This window comes from Ornithinimicrobium cerasi (assembly GCF_003702705.1).
In the GTDB taxonomy this organism is placed as follows: domain Bacteria; phylum Actinomycetota; class Actinomycetes; order Actinomycetales; family Dermatophilaceae; genus Ornithinicoccus; species Ornithinicoccus cerasi.
This window is the reverse complement of the sequence record NZ_QZMN01000005.1, coordinates 78802-95074: the sequence shown is the minus strand read 5'-3', so window position 1 is coordinate 95074 and position 16273 is coordinate 78802. Positions and strand designations below refer to the sequence as shown.

Sequence of the window (16273 nt, the reverse complement as noted above, 5' to 3'; positions counted from 1 at the left end):
GCGGGAATGCCCTGCGCGCTGCTAACGTATTAGCACTCGAGCGGCCCGAGTGCTAACCGGTGCGAGGGCCGACCACCCTGACCCACGCTCGACAGGAGGAGCATCCCATGGCCCGTTTCGACCCCTTCCGTGACCTCGACCGACTGATGTCCGAGACCCTCCGCACCCCGGCGTCGGCCGCGATGCAGATGGACCTCTTCCGCCGTGGGGAGGCCTTCGTCGCCCGCGTCGACCTGCCCGGGGTCGACCCTTCGTCCGTCGACGTGGACATCGAGGACCGGACCCTGACCGTCCGTGCCGAGCGCCGCGACGAGGAGGACGTCGAGCAGTGGCTCTCGCACGAGCGCCCCTCCGGCACCTTCGCCCGCCAGCTCACCCTGGGCTACGGCGTCGCCCTCGACCGCATCGAGGCCGACTACACCGACGGCGTGCTCACCCTCACCATCCCGGTCGCCGAGGAGGCCAAGCCGCGCAAGATCCAGGTGGCGCACCGCTCCACCGAGGGCGACGTGCGCGGCGAGGTCACCGCGCGCTCGGACCAGGCGCCCGACCAGGTCACGCAGTCCGGGCGGCAGGACGGCTGAGACCCGGCCCGCGCCCGCCGGCGACGGGCACGGCATACCCGAGGAGGGCCCCGCACGCGGTGCGGGGCCCTCCTGCGTCGTCGGTGCCGGGTGGCAGACTCGCTGCCCGTGACCGCCTCAGACACCCCGCCTCCCGACCGCGGCGTGCGCGCGGAGGTCCTGCGGCTGGCCGTCCCCGCGTTCCTCGCGCTCATCGCCGAACCGCTGTTCCTGCTGGCCGACTCCGCGATCGTCGGCTACCTGGGCACCTCCTCCCTCGCCGGGCTCGGGGTCGCGAGCGCGGTCCTGCTCACGGCCGTCAACGTCTTCGTCTTCCTGGCCTACGGCACCACCGCGGTCGTGGCCCGCCGGCTGGGCGCCGGGGACCAGCGGGGGGCCGTCTCGGCGGGGATCGACGGCCTGTGGCTCTCGCTCCTCCTCGGCGCGGTGGCCGCCGTGGCCGTCGCCGTCTGGGCGCGACCCCTGGTCGAGATCTTCGGTGCGAGTCCCGACGCCAGCGCCGAGGCGGTGACCTACCTGCGGGTCTCGACCCTCGGCATACCCCCGATGCTGCTGGTGCTCGCCGCCACCGGCGTGCTCCGGGGCCTGCAAGACACCCGCACCCCCCTCGTCGCCGCCGTGGCCGGCTTCTCCGCGAACGCCGCGCTGTCCCTCTTCCTCGTGCACGGGGTCGGGTGGGGCATCGCGGGCGCCGCGTGGGGGACGGTGATGGCCCAGACGGGTATGGCGATCGGGCTCGGCTGGGTGGTGGTGCGCGGCGCCGGGCGGCTCGACGCCTCGCTGCGGTTCCACGCCGCCGGGGTGCTCCGGTCCGCGCTGGACGGCGTGCCGCTGCTCGTGCGCACGCTGGCGCTGCGTGCGGTCCTGCTCCTGACGACGTGGGCCGCCGCGGGCCTCGGCGAGCCGGAGCTGGCGGCGCACCAGGTGGCGATGACGGTCTGGACCTCCCTGGCGTTCGCCCTCGACGCGCTGGCGATCGCGGCGCAGGCGCTCACCGGGCGGTCGCTGGGAGCCGGGGACGTGGCCGGGACGCGGGCGGTGACCTGGCTGATGGTGCGGTGGGGCGTGTGGTTCGGGGTGGTCCTGACCGGCCTCGTCGTGGCCCTGCACCGGGTCGTGCCGCTGGGGTTCTCCGCGGACCCGGAGGTGCGGGCCGCGCTGGCGGCGGCGCTGCTGGTGGTGGCGGTGAGCCAGCCGGTCGCGGCCGTCGCGTTCGTGCTGGACGGGGTGCTCATCGGGGCGGGCGACGCACGGTGGCTGGCGGTGGCGCAGACCGTCTTCCTGCTGGCCTACCTGCCGATGGTGCTGGGCGTGCGGGCGTCCGGCGTCGTCGGCGTGCCCGGGCTGGTGTGGCTGTGGGTGGCGTTCACCGGGTTCATGACGGTCCGGGCCGTCGGGCTGGTGTGGCGCGCCCGGGGCGACGGGTGGATGGTGACCGGTGCGGCACGGTGAGCGGGGCCGGCTCGACGGTCGGGGGCGCGGTGACCGGGGCGCCGCGACCGGTCGCCCGGTGGCAGGATGTCGCGGGTGAGCGACGGCATACCTGATCGTGCTGGTGACCCGGCGGACGCGGCGGCGCGCGCGACCGCCCTGCGGGAACGCCAGCGGCCGCTGAAGACGGCGTACAAGGAGGACCCGTCGAGCGCGCTGACGACCAGCACGGCGACGGCGAGCGTCGACCAGCGGGCGCTGACGGCGACCATCCCGACGGTGTCCGGGGAGGTCGTGGCCGGTCTGCACCCCGCGACGGGCGGGGACGGGACGCAGGCGTGCTCGGGCGACATCATCCTCCAGGCCCTCGTCGCGTGCGCGGGGGTGACCCTCGCGTCGGTCGCCACGGCGATGTCGGTGGAGCTGCGGTCGGCGACCGTGACGGCGACCGGGACGTGGGACGCGCGGGGCACGCTGGGCGTCGACCGGGACGCCCCGGTCGGGCTCACCGCGATCGCGCTGCTCTTCGACCTCGACACCGACGCCGAGGAGGAGAAGGTGGAGCGGTTGCTGGCGCTGACGGAGCGCTACTGCGTGATCGCGCGGACGCTGGCGGACCCGCCGGAGGTCGTGGTCCGGCGGGCGTGAGCGGCCGACCCCCTCGGGTAGCCGCCGCCGGGCCGGCCGGGCCGGGCTGGCTCCCGGCGACTGTGGTAGATCGGTGTCGTCAGAGCGACAGTGATCCACCACGGTCCGACGCGGCCACGGGACGGATGCCGCTCGGCCGGGTCGACCACGGTCGCCGGTGCGTGGGGACCCTCAGAAGGTCGACTCGAGCAGGCCCTTGAGCTGGTCGAGGTCCGCCTCCACCGCCTGGGCGTCGCGCTCGAACTCCTCGTCGGTGAGGTCGAGCTGGCGGAGCGTGAACACGATCTCCGAGCCGTCCGGGTGGGCGAGGACGCGCAGGGGGTTCGTGACCGTCCGGCCCGAGGGCAGGGTGACGTCGTGGTCGAGCACGCCATGGTCGTTGCGGGGGGCGAACACCACGCTGACCCGGCCCATCGGCGACTCCACGACCAGCGCCTCGCCGTCCTGGGTGACCGTCCCGCTGGCCAGGCCGGAGGCCCAGGCGGGTAGGTGGCCGGGGTCGGCGACGAAGGCGTAGACCTTCTCGGGCGGGGCGGCGATGACGCGGCTCAGGTGACGGCTTCGCATGCTCCCAGCGTCCCGCGCTCCGCCGACACCGACAACCGGTGGCGGTTCAGCCGTCCTCGGTGCTCGCCGGCGTGCGGTAGGTGCGCCGACGACCGAGGTGGATGTCGGCGGGCTCGACCTGACCGGTCCGGAAGCCGGCCCGGCCCACCATGTGCGCGCCGGCGGGGATGGTGAGCAGCTGGAAGACGCCGATCAGCACCAGCATCCCGACGTCGAGGCCGGAACGGGTGCGCAGGCCCACGCCGATGATGACGAAGATGACGCCGAGCACCTGGGGCTTGGTGCCGGCGTGCATGCGGCTGAGCAGGTCGGGGAAGCGCAGCAGGCCGATGGCCGCGGCGACGCAGAGCAGCGCGCCGAGCAGCAGGAAGAGCAGACCCAGCAGGTCGGAGGCGACGGACCAGCTCATGACGTCCCCCCGATGGGGTCGCGGGGGTTGCGGGGGTTGCCGGGGTCGCGAGGGTTGCGAGGGTTGCGCGGGTCGCCGGGGTCGCGGGGGTCCCGGGGGTCGCCCCGCGTCACGCCGTGCGGGTCCTGCGCCGTGGCTCCCCGGCCACCCGGTTGGCGCACGCCCGGCTCCCAGACCGCCCGCGAGATGCCGGTCCGTCCCGACCGGCCCGCTGAGCTCCGGGGCCAGTCGGTGCGGTCGGGACTGCCGGCCACCGACCTGGCCTCCTCGCCCGCCTGGGGGTCCCGGTCGCGGGCGACGAAGCGCGCCACGGCGACCGAGCCCATGAACCCGACCAGGGACAGCGAGATGAGCAGCGGCAGTGTCGTCGACCCGCTGGTCAGGGCGGCGTGCGCGCCGAGCGCGCAGACCACGATCGAGACGAGCACGTCGGTGGCGACCACCCGGTCCAGGACGCTCGGACCGATCGTGATGCGGATGAGGGTGAGCAGCGCGGACAGCGCGAGCAGGCCGCCGACCACGCCCTCCAGCACCTGCTCGAGCAGGTCGAGGTTCATGACCGCTCACCTCCCTGGGTGCCGGACCGCTCGTCGACCGGACCGCCACGGCCGGGCGCCGGGCGGCGACCGTCGGCGGCCTCGCCCGGCCAGGCCTCCCAGCCCGGCTCGCCCTCGGCGGCCGCCTCGGTCTCGGCGTCCCGACGACGGCGCGGGTCGAGCACCGCCACCGGGTCCGGGTGGAACGCCCGCAGCACCCGCGCCTCCTGGCCCAGCACGCGCCGCCGCACCAGCTGCGCATCGCGGGGCGTGCTCACCTGCAGGGCGTGCAGGGTGAGCAGCCGCTGCAGCGGGTCGAGGTCGATGACGACGGTGCCCGGCACCAGCGCCACCATCTCGGCGGTGATCGTCTGCAGCAGCTCGTCGTCGCCGGCCAGCTGCAGGTCCATGACGACGCCGCGCACCGGCTCGCCCGGCCGCACCGTCAGCCAGGCCACGTGGAAGGAGGCGATGACCAGGTCGTAGATGAACCTGCTCAGCAGCACCACCGTCGCGACCGGGCGCACCCGCAGCCGTACCGGCACCCGGGGCAGCGGGAAGGCCACGAGCACCGCGAGGGCGACGAGCACCCCGCCGACGATGGTCACCGGGTCGAAGGTCCCCCACAGGAGCACCCACACCACGGTCAGCCACAGCACCGAGAACGGCGACACCCGTCGCCCCGCGGCCCTCACAGCGTCGTCCCCGGCCCGAGCACGGCCTCCAGGTAGGGACCGCGCAGCACGAGGTCCACCGCCGCCCGTGTGGTGACGTCGTAGATGGGCCCCGCCGCGACCGTCAGCAGGACGCCCACGACCACCAGCCCCGTCGTCGGCAGCAGCACACCGAGCCCGAGGGCAGAGTGGTGCCCCCCGCGCACGGGACCCCGCCCGGTGATCCCCTCCGGGTTCTCCGACCAGAACGCGCGCCCCCAGACCCGGGCCACGGCATACAGGGTGAGGAGGGAGGTGAGGACCGACGCGCCGACCACGGCGTAGGCGAGCCAGCCACCGTCGGCGGCGCCCGCCTGGATCAGCCCGACCTTGCCCAGGAAGCCGCTGAACGGCGGGATGCCGGCGAGGTTCATCGCGGGGATGAAGAAGAGGATCCCCACGATCGGCGAGATCCGGGCGAGGTCGCCCAGGCGCGCGGTGTCGCTGGAGCCGCCGACCCGCTCGACCAGGCCGGTGACCAGGAAGAGGGTGGTCTGGATGAGGATGTGGTGGATGACGTAGAAGATCGCCGCGGCCAGCCCGATGGTGCTCCCCAGCGCGATCCCGAAGAGCATGAAGCCGATGTGGCTCACCAGGGTGAACGAGAGCATCCGCTTGATGTCGTCCTGCGCGATCGCGCCGAGGATGCCGACGAGCATCGTGGCCATGGCCGCCCACAGCAGCAGGTCGTCGAAGCGCGAGGTGGGGAAGAGGAGGGTCTGGGTGCGGATGATGGCGTAGATGCCGACCTTGGTGAGCAGGCCGGCGAACACCGCGGTGACCGGCGCCGGGGCCGTCGGGTAGGAGTCGGGCAGCCACCCCGACATCGGGAACACGGCCGCCTTGACCGCGAAGCCGACGAGCAGCATGAGGTGGAGGAGCCCGACCGTCACCGGTGAGATGTCGCCGATCCGCTGGGCGAGGAGGGCGAGGTTGACCGTGCCCGTCGCCGAGTAGATCAGCCCCAGCGCGGTCAGGAAGATCATCGAGGACAGCAGGCTGACCAGCACGTAGGTGATCCCCGCCCGGACCCGCTCCGCCGTGCCGCCGAGCGTCAGCAGCACGAAGCTGGCCGCCAGCAGCATCTCGAAGCCGACGTAGAGGTGGAAGAGGTCCCCGGAGATGAAGGTCGTCGTCACGCCGGCGGCGAGGACGAGGATCGAGGGGTGGAAGACCGGCAGCGGCGCGTGGCCGTCGCTCTCGTCGTCGAAGCTGCTGCGCCCCTGGCCGATGGAGTAGCTCAGGACCGCCATGGTCACGGTCGTGGACACGATGACCATGAGCGCGGCGAGTCTGTCGACGATGAGGACGATGCCCTCCCACGGCAACCACCCGCCGACGTGCATGACCTGCGGGCCGAGGCGGTCCGCCGCGACGAGCAGCACCGCCGCGCAGACGAGCATGGCGGTGAGGACCGACAGGCTCACCGCGCGCTGCACCCAGGTCCGGCCGGCCGCGGCGAGGGTCAGGCCGGCACCGATGAGCGGGAGGACCACCAGGAGCGGGACCATCCAGGAGTATGCCGTGGTCACCGGTCCTCCTCCCTGCTCGCGCGGTCCGTGGTCGGGGGGGTCGGCTTCCCGTCCGGGTCGTCCGGGTCGTCCGGGTCGTCCGGGTCGTCGGCGTCGCCGCGGCCCTCGGCCACCGCCTCGACGTGGAACGGCGGCGGGGGCGCGGCCTCCACGTCGGCCGGGGGCGGCTCGGCGTCCGCGTGGTAGCGGCTCTCGGTCCGCTCGCCCTCGGCGCGGATCGCCTCGGCGGTCTCGCGGGCGCTGGGGCCGTCCCCGACGTCGTCCGCCTCCGCCCGGGCGTGGATCCGCCGGGACTCCAGGTCGTCGCTGACCAGGTCGAGGCCGTCGAGCTGGCGGCCGCGGTGGGCGAGCGCCAGGACGAACGCCGTCATGGCCAGGGTGATGACGATGGCGGTGAGGACGAGCGCCTGCGGCACGGGGTCGACCATCGGACGGTCCGAGGCGCCGACGATGGGCGGCGCACCTGCCGGGCCGGAGCCGATGATGAAGATGAGGTTGATGCCGTTGCCCATGAGGAGGAAGCCCATGAGCGCCCGGACCAGGGAGCGGGAGAGGAAGAGGTAGACGCCGGTGCCGATGAGGGTGCTGGCGACGAGGACGAGGGTCAGGTTGGGGCTCACCGGGTCACCCCCTCCGGCTCCGCGGAGCCGGCCAGCTGCGCCTCGCGGTCCTCGCGGTCCTCGCGCTCGGTGCGGATCTGCGCGTCGATGCCGGTCCCGAAGCTGCGCAGGATGTCGAGCATCAGCCCGAGCACGACGAGGTAGACGCCGACGTCGAAGAGCAGGGAGGTGACGACGTGGACCTCGCCGAGCAGCGGGACCTGCACGTCGGCGATCCAGGTGCGCAGCGCCGGGGAGCCGAAGAGCATCGGCAGCACCGCCGAGCCGCCGGCGATGAACAGGCCGGTGCCGAGCAGCACGGTCGGCATCACCGGGAGGGCCGCGCGCAGCTCGGCGCCGTAGCCCGCGAGGTAGCGCAGGCACAGCGCCAGGCCCGCCACGATCCCGGCGGAGAACCCCCCGCCGGGCTGGTTGTGCCCGGCGAAGAGCAGGTAGACCGACCACAGGATGATCGTGTGGAAGACGAGGTGGGTGACGATCTCCAGGATCGTGGAGCGACGGCTCTGGTCGAGCAGGCCGGCGCCGGCCACCCACGGCACGGTGGAGGCGACCGGCTCCGCGGAGCGGGAGACGGCCGCGAGACGCTGCCCCCGCACCTGGCGCAGCCCGGCCCGGACCCGCTCGAGGTTCTCGTCGGTGAGGAAGGTCAGGCTCGCGACCCCGGTGGCGCAGGCCAGCACCACCGAGAGCTCGCCCATCGTGTCCCACGCCCGGACGTCGACGAGGATGACGTTGACGATGTTGTAGCCGCCGCCGTAGTCGACGGCGCGCTCGGCCAGCCCGACCCCGGCCGGGGAGTGCACGCGGGACCCGGTGGCGAGCAGGGCGCCCGCGCCGATGACGGCGCCCACGGCGACGCCGAGGAGCGCCCGGATCCGCCGGGTCAGCACCGTCGGGTCGTCGGGGAAGCGGCCGGAGAGCCGCCGCAGGACGAGGACGAGGACGACGAGGGTCACCGTCTCCACGAGCACCTGGGTGAGGGCCAGGTCCGGGGCGCCGTGGAGCAGGTAGAGGTAGGCGGTGCCGTAACCGGTGACGCCGACGAGGAAGACCGCGCGCAGCCGGCGCCGGGCCCGGGTCGCGAGGAAGGCGGCGATGACGACGATCGCCCCGGTGGCGACCTGCCCCGGACCGTCGGAGAGGCGCACCTCCTGCGGCCACGCGGGGTCCTCCAGGAGCAGCCAGGAGCCGGGGAGCACGACCAGCACGGTGAAGATCGTGCCCAGCAGCATCGGCAGGGAGCCGCGCTGCACGAAGCCCGTCGTCTCGAGCGCGACGCGGTCCAGCCCGCGCACGGTGTGCTGGTAGGACCGCCCCGCGTCGAAGGGCCAGATCGGCACGGGCACCTCGACCGGGCGGCGGGCCTGCAGGCCCCACCAGGCGGCACCCAGCAGCCAGACCAGGGCGGAGACGAGCAGGGGCAGGCCCAGTCCGTGCCACAGCCCCAGGTGCACGGGGTAGACGTCGGCAAGGTGGTCGACCGTCGCGGTGTGCGGCTCCAGGACGCTCTCCAGCAGCGGCGACGCCGGGCCGAGGACCAGCCCCAGGACGGACAGCAGGCCGGGCACCGCGACGAGCAGCCAGCTCGGGGCGTGCCAGCGGGGCGGCATCGGCTTGCCGACGGGCGGCCGGGCACCGTCGGTGAAGGCGCCCCACACGAAGCGGGCGGAGTAGGCCATCGTCAGCACCGACCCGATCACGACGACGACGCCCGCCGCGCCCTGCAGCGAGCGCCAGCCGTCGACCGGGTGCAGGACGGCCGCGAGCGCCGCCTCCTTGCCGACGAACCCCAGGAGCACCGGCAGACCGGCCATCGACATGGCCGCGCCGGTGGCCGACAGCGCCAGCAACGGCATCCTCTGGCGGACCCCGACCAGCCGGCGGATGTCCCGGGTGCCCATGGCGTGGTCGATCGTGCCCACCGTGAGGAAGAGGCTGGACTTGAACAGCGCGTGGGCGAGGACCAGGGTCAGGCCCGCGAGGGTGGCCCCGGGACTGCCGTAGGCGAGCAGGAGGGTGAGGAAACCCAGCTGGCTCACCGTCCCGTAGGCCAGGAGGAGCTTGAGGTCCGTCTGCCGGGTCGCCCGGAACGCCCCGAGAAGCATCGTCCCCCCGCCCAGGACCAGGAGGGTGACCTGCCAGGCCGGCAGGTCGGCATACCCCGGTGCGAGGCGGGCGACCAGGTAGACGCCGGCCTTGACCATCGCGGCGGCGTGGAGGTAGGCGCTGATCGGCGTCGGCGCGACCATCGCGCCGGGCAGCCAGAAGTGGAACGGGACCAGCGCGGACTTGGTGATCGCGCCGACGAGCAGGAGCACCACCGCGGTGGTGACGACGGTGCCGGTCGGCGGGTCGGCGACGAGCTCGCTGATCGAGTAGGTGCCGCCGGCGTGACCGAGCAGGACGATCCCCACGAGCATCGCCAGGCCGCCCGCGGTGGTGACGACGAGCGCCTGCTTGGCGGCCCGGGTGCTGGCGGCGCTGGTGGTCTGGTAGCCGATGAGCAGGTAGCTCAGGACCGTGGTGATCTCCCAGAAGACGTAGAGCACCAGCAGGTCGTCGGTGGTGACCAGGCCGAGCATCGCCCCGGCGAAGGCGACCAGCGAGCCGGCCATCAGGCCGACCCGGCCCTCGTCCTCGTCGTCGACGTAGTGCGCGCAGTAGAGCAGCACCAGCGCGCCGATGCCGGAGACGACGAGCGTCATCAGCCAGGCCAGCGCGTCGACCCGGAACGCGAGGGTGATGTGCAGGTCCGGGACCCAGGTGAGCGTCTCGGCGTGCGCGGTGCCGGTCGTGCGCAGCGGCCCCAGCCGCAGGGCGGCCCACGCCGTCGCCGCCGCCGGGACGAGGGCGAGCAGCGTGAACGCCCGGGTGCTGCCGAGCCGGCGCACGAGCGAGGGCGCGGTCGCGGCGGCCAGCACGTGGAGGACCAGGAGGGCCGTGATCACGTAGGCCCTCCTCCGCGGCGCTTGGTGATGTGTCCCGCAATCCTACCGGGAGGACGGAGGTCCTCGGCCCGCCCCGGCGCGGGGTACGGGACGGCCCCGGCACCGCGGGTGTGGTGCCGGGGCCGGCCGGTCTGGTGACTGCGCCTGAGCGGGGTGCTCTCAGGCGGCGACGACGTTGACCGTGACGTCCGCCGAGACGTCCTCGTGCAGGCGCACGTGGACGGTGTGGGTGCCGACGGTGCGGATCGGGGCCGAGACCTCGATGCGGCGCTTGTCGACCTGCGGGCCGCCGGACGCGACGATCGCGTCGGCGATCTCGCTGGGGGTGACGGCGCCGAAGAGGCGACCGCCCGCACCGGCCCGCGCGGGGACGGTGACGGTGGTGCCCTGCAGGCTCGCCCTGGCCGCCGAGGCGTCCTCGGCGGTCTTCAGGGCACGCTTGGTGCGGCCCTGGGTGATCGCGTCGACCTGCTTCTGGCCGCCCTTGGTCCAGGCGGTCGCCACCTTGCGGGGCAGCAGGAAGTTGCGGGCGTAGCCGTCCTTGACGTCGACGACGTCACCGGCGTTCCCGAGTCCCGAGACGGGCTGGGTGAGAATCAGCTTCATGGTGATTGTTCCTTTCGGCTGATCCGGCTCAGCGAGCCGAGCTGGAGTAGGGCAGCAGCGCCATCTCGCGGGCGTTCTTGACCGCGTTGGCGATGCGGCGCTGCTCCTGGACGGAGACGCCGGTCACGCGACGCGCGCGGATCTTGCCGCGGTCGGAGATGAACTTGCGCAGCAGCGCGGTGTCCTTGTAGTCGATCGCCTCGATCTTGGCGGACTTCAGCGGGTTCGCCTTCTTCTTGGGCTTACGCACAACGGGCTTGGCCATCGTGGTGCTCTCCCCTTTCGTGAGAGCCCGAGCAGAGCTCGGGATGGGTTGTTCCTGCAGGTATGCCGTGCCGTCGACCGATCGCTCGGCCGCCACCACGGCGGTGGGTCAGTGGGTCAGAACGGGGGCTCGTCGTAGGACGGGGCCCCGCCCCAGCCACCACCCTTGCCGCCGGCGCCGGAGGCACCGCCGGTGGCCCACGGGTCGGACTCGGGAGCGCGCTGGCCGGACTGCTGGCCACCCGCGGGCTGGCCGCCCGCAGGCTGGGCGCCGGGCTGCTGGCCCGCGGGCGCACCGCCCTGCTGGCCGCCGCCCTGGGTGTTCCAGCCGCCCTGGCCACCCTGACCTCCGGAGGGCTGGCCGCCCTGCCGGTTCCAGTCGCCGCCGGCGTTGGCAGCACGCTGCGCCTTGGTCACCTGGGCCGTCGCGTAGCGGAGGGACGGGCCGACCTCGTCGACCTGCATCTCCATGACGGTCCGGTTCTCGCCCTCCGGCGTCTGCCAGGAGCGGGACACCAAGCGACCGGTGACGAGCACGCGGTCACCGCGGTGCAGCGACTCCGTCGCGTGCTCCGCCGCCTCACGCCAGACCGAGCAGCGCATGAACAGCGTCTCGCCGTCCTTGAACTCGTTGGCCTGACGGTCGAACTGCCGCGGGGTGGACGCCACCGTGAAGTTGGCGACGGCCGCACCGCTGGGGGTGAAGCGGAGCTCGGGGTCGGCGGTCAGGTTGCCGACGACGGTGATGGGGGTCTCTCCGGCCATGTTGTCGTCCTTGATCCGTGATCCGTGGGTGGGGTGCGACTCAGGCGTCGCGACGGAGCAGCTTGGTGCGCAGCACGGTCTCGTTGAGACCGAGCTGACGGTCCAGCTCCTGGGCGGTCGCGGGCTCGGCGGTCATCTGGACGACCGCGTAGATGCCCTCGGCCTGCTTCTTGATCTCGTACGCGAGCCGGCGGCGGCCGAGGACGTCGATCTCGTCGACGGTGCCCCCGTCCTTCGGCACGACGGCGAGCAGCTTCTCCAGGTTGGCCTGGAGGTTACGCTCGTCGGTCTCGGGGTCGAGGATGATCATCATCTCGTAGTGACGCATGCGTGAACCCACCTCCTTCGGTCTTGGCGGTCACGGTCTCTCCGTGACAGGAGGGCTACATACGTGCGCTCACCTGGCCCCACCCTGCCACGACCGGGACGGTCGAGCCGGGGTTGTCCACAGCACACGGGTGCCGCGGGAAGGTCGGGCGAACCCCCTCACTTTACCGGGAGCCGGCGCGAGCCGCCTAATCTGCCTCTCACGCCGGCACGCCATACTTGGCCGGTCCCGACCACCCGCAAGGAGCTCCATGAAGATCGCGATCGCCGGCACCGGTTACGTGGGTCTGTCCAACGCCGTGATCCTGGCCCAGCACCACGAGGTCGTCGCGCTGGACATCAACGCCGAGAAGGTCGCCCTGATCAACGACCGGATCTCCCCGATCGTGGACCCCGAGCTCGAGGACTACCTGGCCCACAACCACCTGGGCCTGCGCGCGACGACCGACCCGGCCGACGCCTACGCCGGCGCGCAGGTCGTCGTCATCGCCACCCCGACCGACTACGACACCGAGACCAACTTCTTCGACACCTCTTCCGTGGAGGCCGTCCTGGCCAGCGTGCTCGAGCACGCCCCGCGGGCCACGATCGTCATCAAGTCGACCATCCCCGTGGGCTACACCGAGCGGCTGCGCGAGACCCACCCGGGCACCACGATCCTCTTCTCCCCCGAGTTCCTCCGCGAGGGCCGGGCCCTGCACGACAACCTCCACCCCTCGCGCATCATCGTCGGCGACACCGGCGAGGCGGGGCGGCTCATCGCCGACCTGCTGCTGGAGGGAGCCCTGGACAAGGACGTCCCCGTCCTGCTCACCGGCTCCACCGAGGCCGAGGCCATCAAGCTGTTCGCCAACACCTACCTCGCCATGCGCGTCGCCTACTTCAACGAGCTCGACACCTACGCCGCCACCCGCGGCCTCGACACCCGCCAGATCATCGAGGGCGTCGGCCTGGACCCCCGCATCGGCGGGCACTACAACAACCCCTCCTTCGGCTACGGCGGCTACTGCCTGCCCAAGGACACCCGCCAGCTCCTGGCCAACTACGGCGACGTGCCCCAGACCCTCATCACCGCCATCGTCGACGCCAACACCACCCGGATGGACTTCATCGCCTCCGACATCGCCGCCGCCCAGCCCGCCACCGTCGGCATCTACCGCCTCATCATGAAGGCCGGCTCGGACAACTTCCGCGCCTCCTCCATCCAGGGCGTCATGTCCCGTCTCCAGGCCCGCGGCATCGACATCGTCATCTACGAACCGGCCCTGACCCAGGACACCTTCCAGGGCGCCACCGTCGTCCGCGACCTCGACACCTTCACCGACCGGGCCGACCGCATCATCGCCAACCGCCTCGACGACACCGCCCGCTCCTTCGGCCCCAAGCTCTACACCCGCGACCTCTACGGCCGCGACTGACCCGCCCCCGCCCACCGCTCAGGGGCGGGAGGCGGCGGCGCGCTCGAGCGCCACGACGAAGTCGCCCGAGCGGGCGGCCCAGTCCAGCTCGGCGGCCACGAGACGGTGGCCGCGGGCGCCGGTCCGGGCGGCCTCGCGCGGGTCGGCGTGCCAGGCCAGGAGCTGCTCGATCGTCTGCCGGGTGTCGCCGAAGGGCACCACCACCCCGCCCCGGCTGCGCCGCACCAGCGACTCCGCCGCCGGCAGCGGGGTCGTGATGACGGGGACCGCGTGGGCGAGGTACTCGACGATCTTCGTCGGCATGCTCGGGCGGAAGTTGCTCTCGTCGTGCAGCAGCGACAGCCCCGCGAGCGCGCCGTCCACCCGGCGCAGCGCCTCGTCGTTGGGCACGAACCCGCGCCACTCCAGGTCGCCGGCCCCGACGGCCCGCCGCAGCAGCCCCTCCGCCGGACCGTGCGCGGGGCCCAGCACCTCGAGCACCACCTGCCCGTCGGTGCGCTCGCGCAGCTCGCGCCCGACCACGGCCATCTCCGGCGCGCCGCGCTCCATCGTCACGCTGCCCAGGTAGACGACCCGGTGCCGTCCGCGCTCGTCCCGGCGTCCCGCGCGCACCGGGTGGCGGTCCACGGCGGTGGTGTTGGGGACGACCGCGTGCTCGCGCCGGAACCGTGCGGCATACCCCTCGTCGGCCAGCATGAGGATGAGGTGACGCTCCGCCCAGAGCTCGGCGACGCGGACCCCGCCCCGGGCCACCGCCCGCAGGGGACGCGGGATCCAGCCGCGCACCTCGACCGCCGCGGCGGTGTCCTCGTGCACGTCCCACACCACGGGCGGCAGCCCGCGCAGCCCTGCGGCGGCGGGCAGCAGCTCGGGGTCGTGCAGGAGGATCACGTCGTGCCGCGGGCCAAGGTCCCGCAGCACCCGACGGCCGTCCCGCTGGGCGCGGACCCGGTGGCGCCCGCGCGCGCGGGCGACGTCGACGGCGGTCAGGCCGGGTATGCCGTCGGGCGGGGTCAACCCGTAGCCCCGCCAGGGCGCGGCGTAGGTGACCTGCCAGCCCTCCGCGAGGAGCGCGGCGATCTGCCGGTGCCGGACGCGGGCGTCCTCGGGGTGGTGGACGACGGTGAGGACGAGGACGGAGCGGCTCATCGTCGCCCGGACGTCCCGCCCGCGGCCCCCGCGGGCGGGACGTCGTCCTCGGGCCCCACGTCGGACCCCACGATCCTGGCCTGGTCCCAGCGCTCGCGGTACTTGCCGTACTTGCGCGAGTAGAGGCCCACCACCGGGCCGGGCACCCCGTCCGCCACGAGCCGCCCGTGGTCCATCCACAGCGCCCGCGTGCACATCTCGGTGATGGTGCCGCTGTTGTGGCTGACGACGAAGATCGTCCCGGCCTCCCGGCGGATCTGCTCGATCCGCTCCTGCGCGCGCTCGCGGAACGCCGCGTCGCCGGTGGCGAGCGCCTCGTCGACGACGAGGATGTCCGGCACGACGGCGGTGGAGATGGCGAACCGCAGACGGGCGGCCATGCCCGAGGAGTAGGAGTTCATCGGCAGGTCGATGAACCGGCCGATGTCGGCGAAGTCGACGATCTCCTCCATCCGGTCGCGGACCTCGCGCGGCGACAGGCCCATGGCCTGGGCGCCGATCATCACGTTGCGCCGGCCGCTGAGCTTGGGGAGCAGGACCGCACCCACGCCGAGCAGCGCGGCCCGCCCGCCGAGCCAGATCGAGCCGGCCGTCGGCGGGACGAGACCGGCGATCGAGCGCAGCAGGGTCGACTTCCCGGAGCCGTTGCGCCCGATGATCCCGATCGACTCGCCGCGGTGGGCGACGAAGGAGACGTCCCGGACGGCCGGGACCTCGCGCACGCCCATCCCCCGGGTGCCCCGGGTGAGCAGCCGGCGCAGGGCGGACTCCTCGTCCTCCTGCGCGTCCACGCCCGACCCGTAGACGCGGTAGGTGATGTCGACGTGGGAGACGACGACCGACGGGTCGCCCGGGCCCGCGGGCGGCGCGTCGGTCTCAGGCACGGCCATAGGTCCCCTCCCCCCGCCAGAACAGCAGGAAGCCGCCGACGAGGAACAGCAGCGCCCACCCGCTCGCCGCCGTCCACGTCTGCCACTGCAGCGGGTAGCTGGCCATCAGCGTCTCGCGCACGACGTCGAGGGCGACCGCCGCCGGTTGGTACTGCAGCGCCACCGAGACGACCACCGGGACCCCGTCGACGGCGGCCAGCCGCGCGGGGATCGAGAAGAACACGCCGGACACGTAGCGGAGCAGCCGCACGAGGAGCGGCACGAGGTTGGCCGTGTCCCGCCACGCGTGCACCACCCGGGCGGCGATCATCGACATCCCCAGGCCCATCACCGACACGATGACCAGCGAGACCGGGAAGAGCAGCCACTTCAGCGTGACCGGCTCGCCGCTGACCACCGCGATCCCGAGCAGCACCGCGAAGGCCGGCAGGCTCGAGACCAGCTCGGCGAGGACGACGACGACCGGCAGCAGCACGCGCGGGAAGGACAGCGCCCGCATCATCCCGACCTTGCCGAGCACCGCCTTCGACCCGGAGGTGAGCGCCGCGGAGATGAGCGTGAAGGTGAACAGGCCGATGGTGAGGAAGCTGACGAAGTTCTCGACGTCGCGCCGCAGGTCGAGCAGGACGCCGAAGATGAGGTAGTAGGAGACGCCCAGCAGGATCGGGTTGATGACCGCCCAGAGGATGCCCAGGTAGTTGTCCTGGTGCTGGCTGAGGAACTCGCCCTTGGCCATCGACCACATCAGGTGGCGGTGGCCCCAGACGTCGCGCAGGTAGGCCGGCAGGGTGGGCCGCAGCCCGACCTGGCGCAGCCCGTGACGACGGGCGAGCGCGGCGGCCTCCTCGGCGGACAGCACCGGTGGG

Annotated in this window: 18 protein-coding genes; 4 read left to right on the top strand and 14 right to left on the bottom strand. The window is 73.3% G+C overall.

Going from position 1 to position 16273, the window contains the following annotated elements; genetic code table 11:
• Positions 1-107 precede the first annotated feature (107 nt).
• The 3 genes from D4B81_RS07110 (at position 108) to D4B81_RS07100 (ending at position 2663) form a co-directional block, all read left to right on the top strand.
• Positions 108-584, top strand: coding sequence for an Hsp20/alpha crystallin family protein (locus D4B81_RS07110; protein WP_122261740.1), 477 nt, complete (start codon positions 108-110; stop codon positions 582-584).
• Positions 585-692: 108 nt separating this feature from the next.
• Entirely contained in the window at positions 693-2036 is a 1344-nt protein-coding gene (locus tag D4B81_RS07105) for an MATE family efflux transporter (protein WP_122261895.1), read from the top strand.
• Positions 2037-2111: 75 nt separating this feature from the next.
• On the top strand, positions 2112-2663 hold the full coding sequence (locus D4B81_RS07100) for an OsmC family protein (protein ID WP_237565870.1): 552 nt from the start codon (positions 2112-2114) through the stop codon (positions 2661-2663).
• A 171-nt stretch (positions 2664-2834) separates the two neighbouring features.
• Here D4B81_RS07100 and D4B81_RS07095 read toward each other — a convergent pair whose 3' ends face one another.
• From D4B81_RS07095 to rpsF, 11 genes are all read right to left on the bottom strand, one after another.
• Complete coding sequence (locus D4B81_RS07095) at positions 2835-3230, bottom strand: SRPBCC family protein (protein WP_202613609.1); 396 nt, start codon at positions 3228-3230, stop codon at positions 2835-2837.
• Between the two features lie 46 nt (positions 3231-3276).
• The gene (gene mnhG / locus D4B81_RS07090; protein WP_097189140.1) at positions 3277-3639 is read right to left on the bottom strand and encodes a monovalent cation/H(+) antiporter subunit G; all 363 of its coding nucleotides are present in this window, start codon (positions 3637-3639) and stop codon (positions 3277-3279) included.
• On the bottom strand, positions 3636-4196 hold the full coding sequence (locus D4B81_RS19225; protein WP_337189866.1) for an MrpF/PhaF family protein: 561 nt from the start codon (positions 4194-4196) through the stop codon (positions 3636-3638). The genes mnhG and D4B81_RS19225 overlap by 4 nt, the downstream gene beginning before the upstream one ends.
• Entirely contained in the window at positions 4193-4870 is a 678-nt protein-coding gene (locus D4B81_RS07080) for a Na+/H+ antiporter subunit E (RefSeq protein WP_122261738.1), read from the bottom strand. The genes D4B81_RS19225 and D4B81_RS07080 overlap by 4 nt, the downstream gene beginning before the upstream one ends.
• Positions 4867-6399 carry a Na+/H+ antiporter subunit D gene (locus D4B81_RS07075; protein WP_122261893.1) on the bottom strand — a complete coding sequence of 511 codons (1533 nt, stop codon included), beginning with the start codon at positions 6397-6399 and terminating at the stop codon, positions 4867-4869. The genes D4B81_RS07080 and D4B81_RS07075 overlap by 4 nt, the downstream gene beginning before the upstream one ends.
• A gap of 17 nt (positions 6400-6416) precedes the next feature.
• Positions 6417-7040, bottom strand: a complete 624-nt coding sequence (locus tag D4B81_RS18750) for a Na(+)/H(+) antiporter subunit C (RefSeq protein WP_122261737.1) — start codon at positions 7038-7040, stop codon at positions 6417-6419.
• Positions 7037-9988 carry a Na+/H+ antiporter subunit A gene (locus D4B81_RS07065; RefSeq protein WP_202613608.1) on the bottom strand — a complete coding sequence of 984 codons (2952 nt, stop codon included), beginning with the start codon at positions 9986-9988 and terminating at the stop codon, positions 7037-7039. The genes D4B81_RS18750 and D4B81_RS07065 overlap by 4 nt, the downstream gene beginning before the upstream one ends.
• Positions 9989-10147: 159 nt before the next feature.
• A complete protein-coding gene (rplI, locus tag D4B81_RS07060) occupies positions 10148-10594 on the bottom strand; it encodes a 50S ribosomal protein L9 (RefSeq protein WP_161965028.1) in 447 nt (148 codons plus the stop codon).
• Positions 10595-10622: 28 nt separating this feature from the next.
• The gene (gene rpsR / locus D4B81_RS07055; RefSeq protein ID WP_097189144.1) at positions 10623-10859 is read right to left on the bottom strand and encodes a 30S ribosomal protein S18; all 237 of its coding nucleotides are present in this window, start codon (positions 10857-10859) and stop codon (positions 10623-10625) included.
• A gap of 116 nt (positions 10860-10975) precedes the next feature.
• Positions 10976-11623, bottom strand: coding sequence for a single-stranded DNA-binding protein (locus tag D4B81_RS07050; RefSeq protein WP_122261735.1), 648 nt, complete (start codon positions 11621-11623; stop codon positions 10976-10978).
• Positions 11624-11663: 40 nt separating this feature from the next.
• Complete coding sequence (rpsF, locus tag D4B81_RS07045) at positions 11664-11951, bottom strand: 30S ribosomal protein S6 (RefSeq protein WP_097189146.1); 288 nt, start codon at positions 11949-11951, stop codon at positions 11664-11666.
• A gap of 250 nt (positions 11952-12201) precedes the next feature.
• Between rpsF and D4B81_RS07040 the strand changes: the two genes are divergently transcribed.
• Positions 12202-13368, top strand: a complete 1167-nt coding sequence (locus tag D4B81_RS07040) for a nucleotide sugar dehydrogenase (RefSeq protein ID WP_122261734.1) — start codon at positions 12202-12204, stop codon at positions 13366-13368.
• An 18-nt stretch (positions 13369-13386) separates the two neighbouring features.
• On the opposite strand, the gene D4B81_RS07035 is transcribed toward D4B81_RS07040, so the two are convergent.
• From D4B81_RS07035 to D4B81_RS07025, 3 genes are read right to left on the bottom strand one after another with little or no spacing between them, the layout of a single operon-like run.
• Positions 13387-14517 carry a glycosyltransferase gene (locus tag D4B81_RS07035; RefSeq protein WP_122261733.1) on the bottom strand — a complete coding sequence of 377 codons (1131 nt, stop codon included), beginning with the start codon at positions 14515-14517 and terminating at the stop codon, positions 13387-13389.
• Complete coding sequence (locus D4B81_RS07030; RefSeq protein ID WP_122261732.1) at positions 14514-15407, bottom strand: ABC transporter ATP-binding protein; 894 nt, start codon at positions 15405-15407, stop codon at positions 14514-14516. Before D4B81_RS07030 ends, D4B81_RS07035 begins: the two co-directional genes overlap by 4 nt.
• On the bottom strand, positions 15394-16266 hold the full coding sequence (locus D4B81_RS07025) for an ABC transporter permease (RefSeq protein ID WP_237565869.1): 873 nt from the start codon (positions 16264-16266) through the stop codon (positions 15394-15396). The genes D4B81_RS07030 and D4B81_RS07025 overlap by 14 nt, the downstream gene beginning before the upstream one ends.
• Positions 16267-16273 lie beyond the last annotated feature (7 nt).

Bases quoted from the DNA above. Each gene is read 5' to 3' on its own strand.
- D4B81_RS07110 (WP_122261740.1), top strand. From the start codon at position 108: ATGGCCCGTTTCGACCCCTTCCGTGACCTCGACCGACTGATGTCCGAG.
- D4B81_RS07095 (WP_202613609.1), bottom strand. From the start codon at position 3,230: ATGCGAAGCCGTCACCTGAGCCGCGTCATCGCCGCCCCGCCCGAGAAG.
- mnhG (WP_097189140.1), bottom strand. From the start codon at position 3,639: ATGAGCTGGTCCGTCGCCTCCGACCTGCTGGGTCTGCTCTTCCTGCTG.
- D4B81_RS19225 (WP_337189866.1), bottom strand. From the start codon at position 4,196: ATGAACCTCGACCTGCTCGAGCAGGTGCTGGAGGGCGTGGTCGGCGGC.
- D4B81_RS07075 (WP_122261893.1), bottom strand. From the start codon at position 6,399: ATGGTCCCGCTCCTGGTGGTCCTCCCGCTCATCGGTGCCGGCCTGACC.
- rplI (WP_161965028.1), bottom strand. From the start codon at position 10,594: ATGAAGCTGATTCTCACCCAGCCCGTCTCGGGACTCGGGAACGCCGGT.
- rpsR (WP_097189144.1), bottom strand. From the start codon at position 10,859: ATGGCCAAGCCCGTTGTGCGTAAGCCCAAGAAGAAGGCGAACCCGCTG.
- D4B81_RS07050 (WP_122261735.1), bottom strand. From the start codon at position 11,623: ATGGCCGGAGAGACCCCCATCACCGTCGTCGGCAACCTGACCGCCGAC.
- rpsF (WP_097189146.1), bottom strand. From the start codon at position 11,951: ATGCGTCACTACGAGATGATGATCATCCTCGACCCCGAGACCGACGAG.
- D4B81_RS07040 (WP_122261734.1), top strand. From the start codon at position 12,202: ATGAAGATCGCGATCGCCGGCACCGGTTACGTGGGTCTGTCCAACGCC.
- D4B81_RS07035 (WP_122261733.1), bottom strand. From the start codon at position 14,517: ATGAGCCGCTCCGTCCTCGTCCTCACCGTCGTCCACCACCCCGAGGAC.
- D4B81_RS07030 (WP_122261732.1), bottom strand. From the start codon at position 15,407: ATGGCCGTGCCTGAGACCGACGCGCCGCCCGCGGGCCCGGGCGACCCG.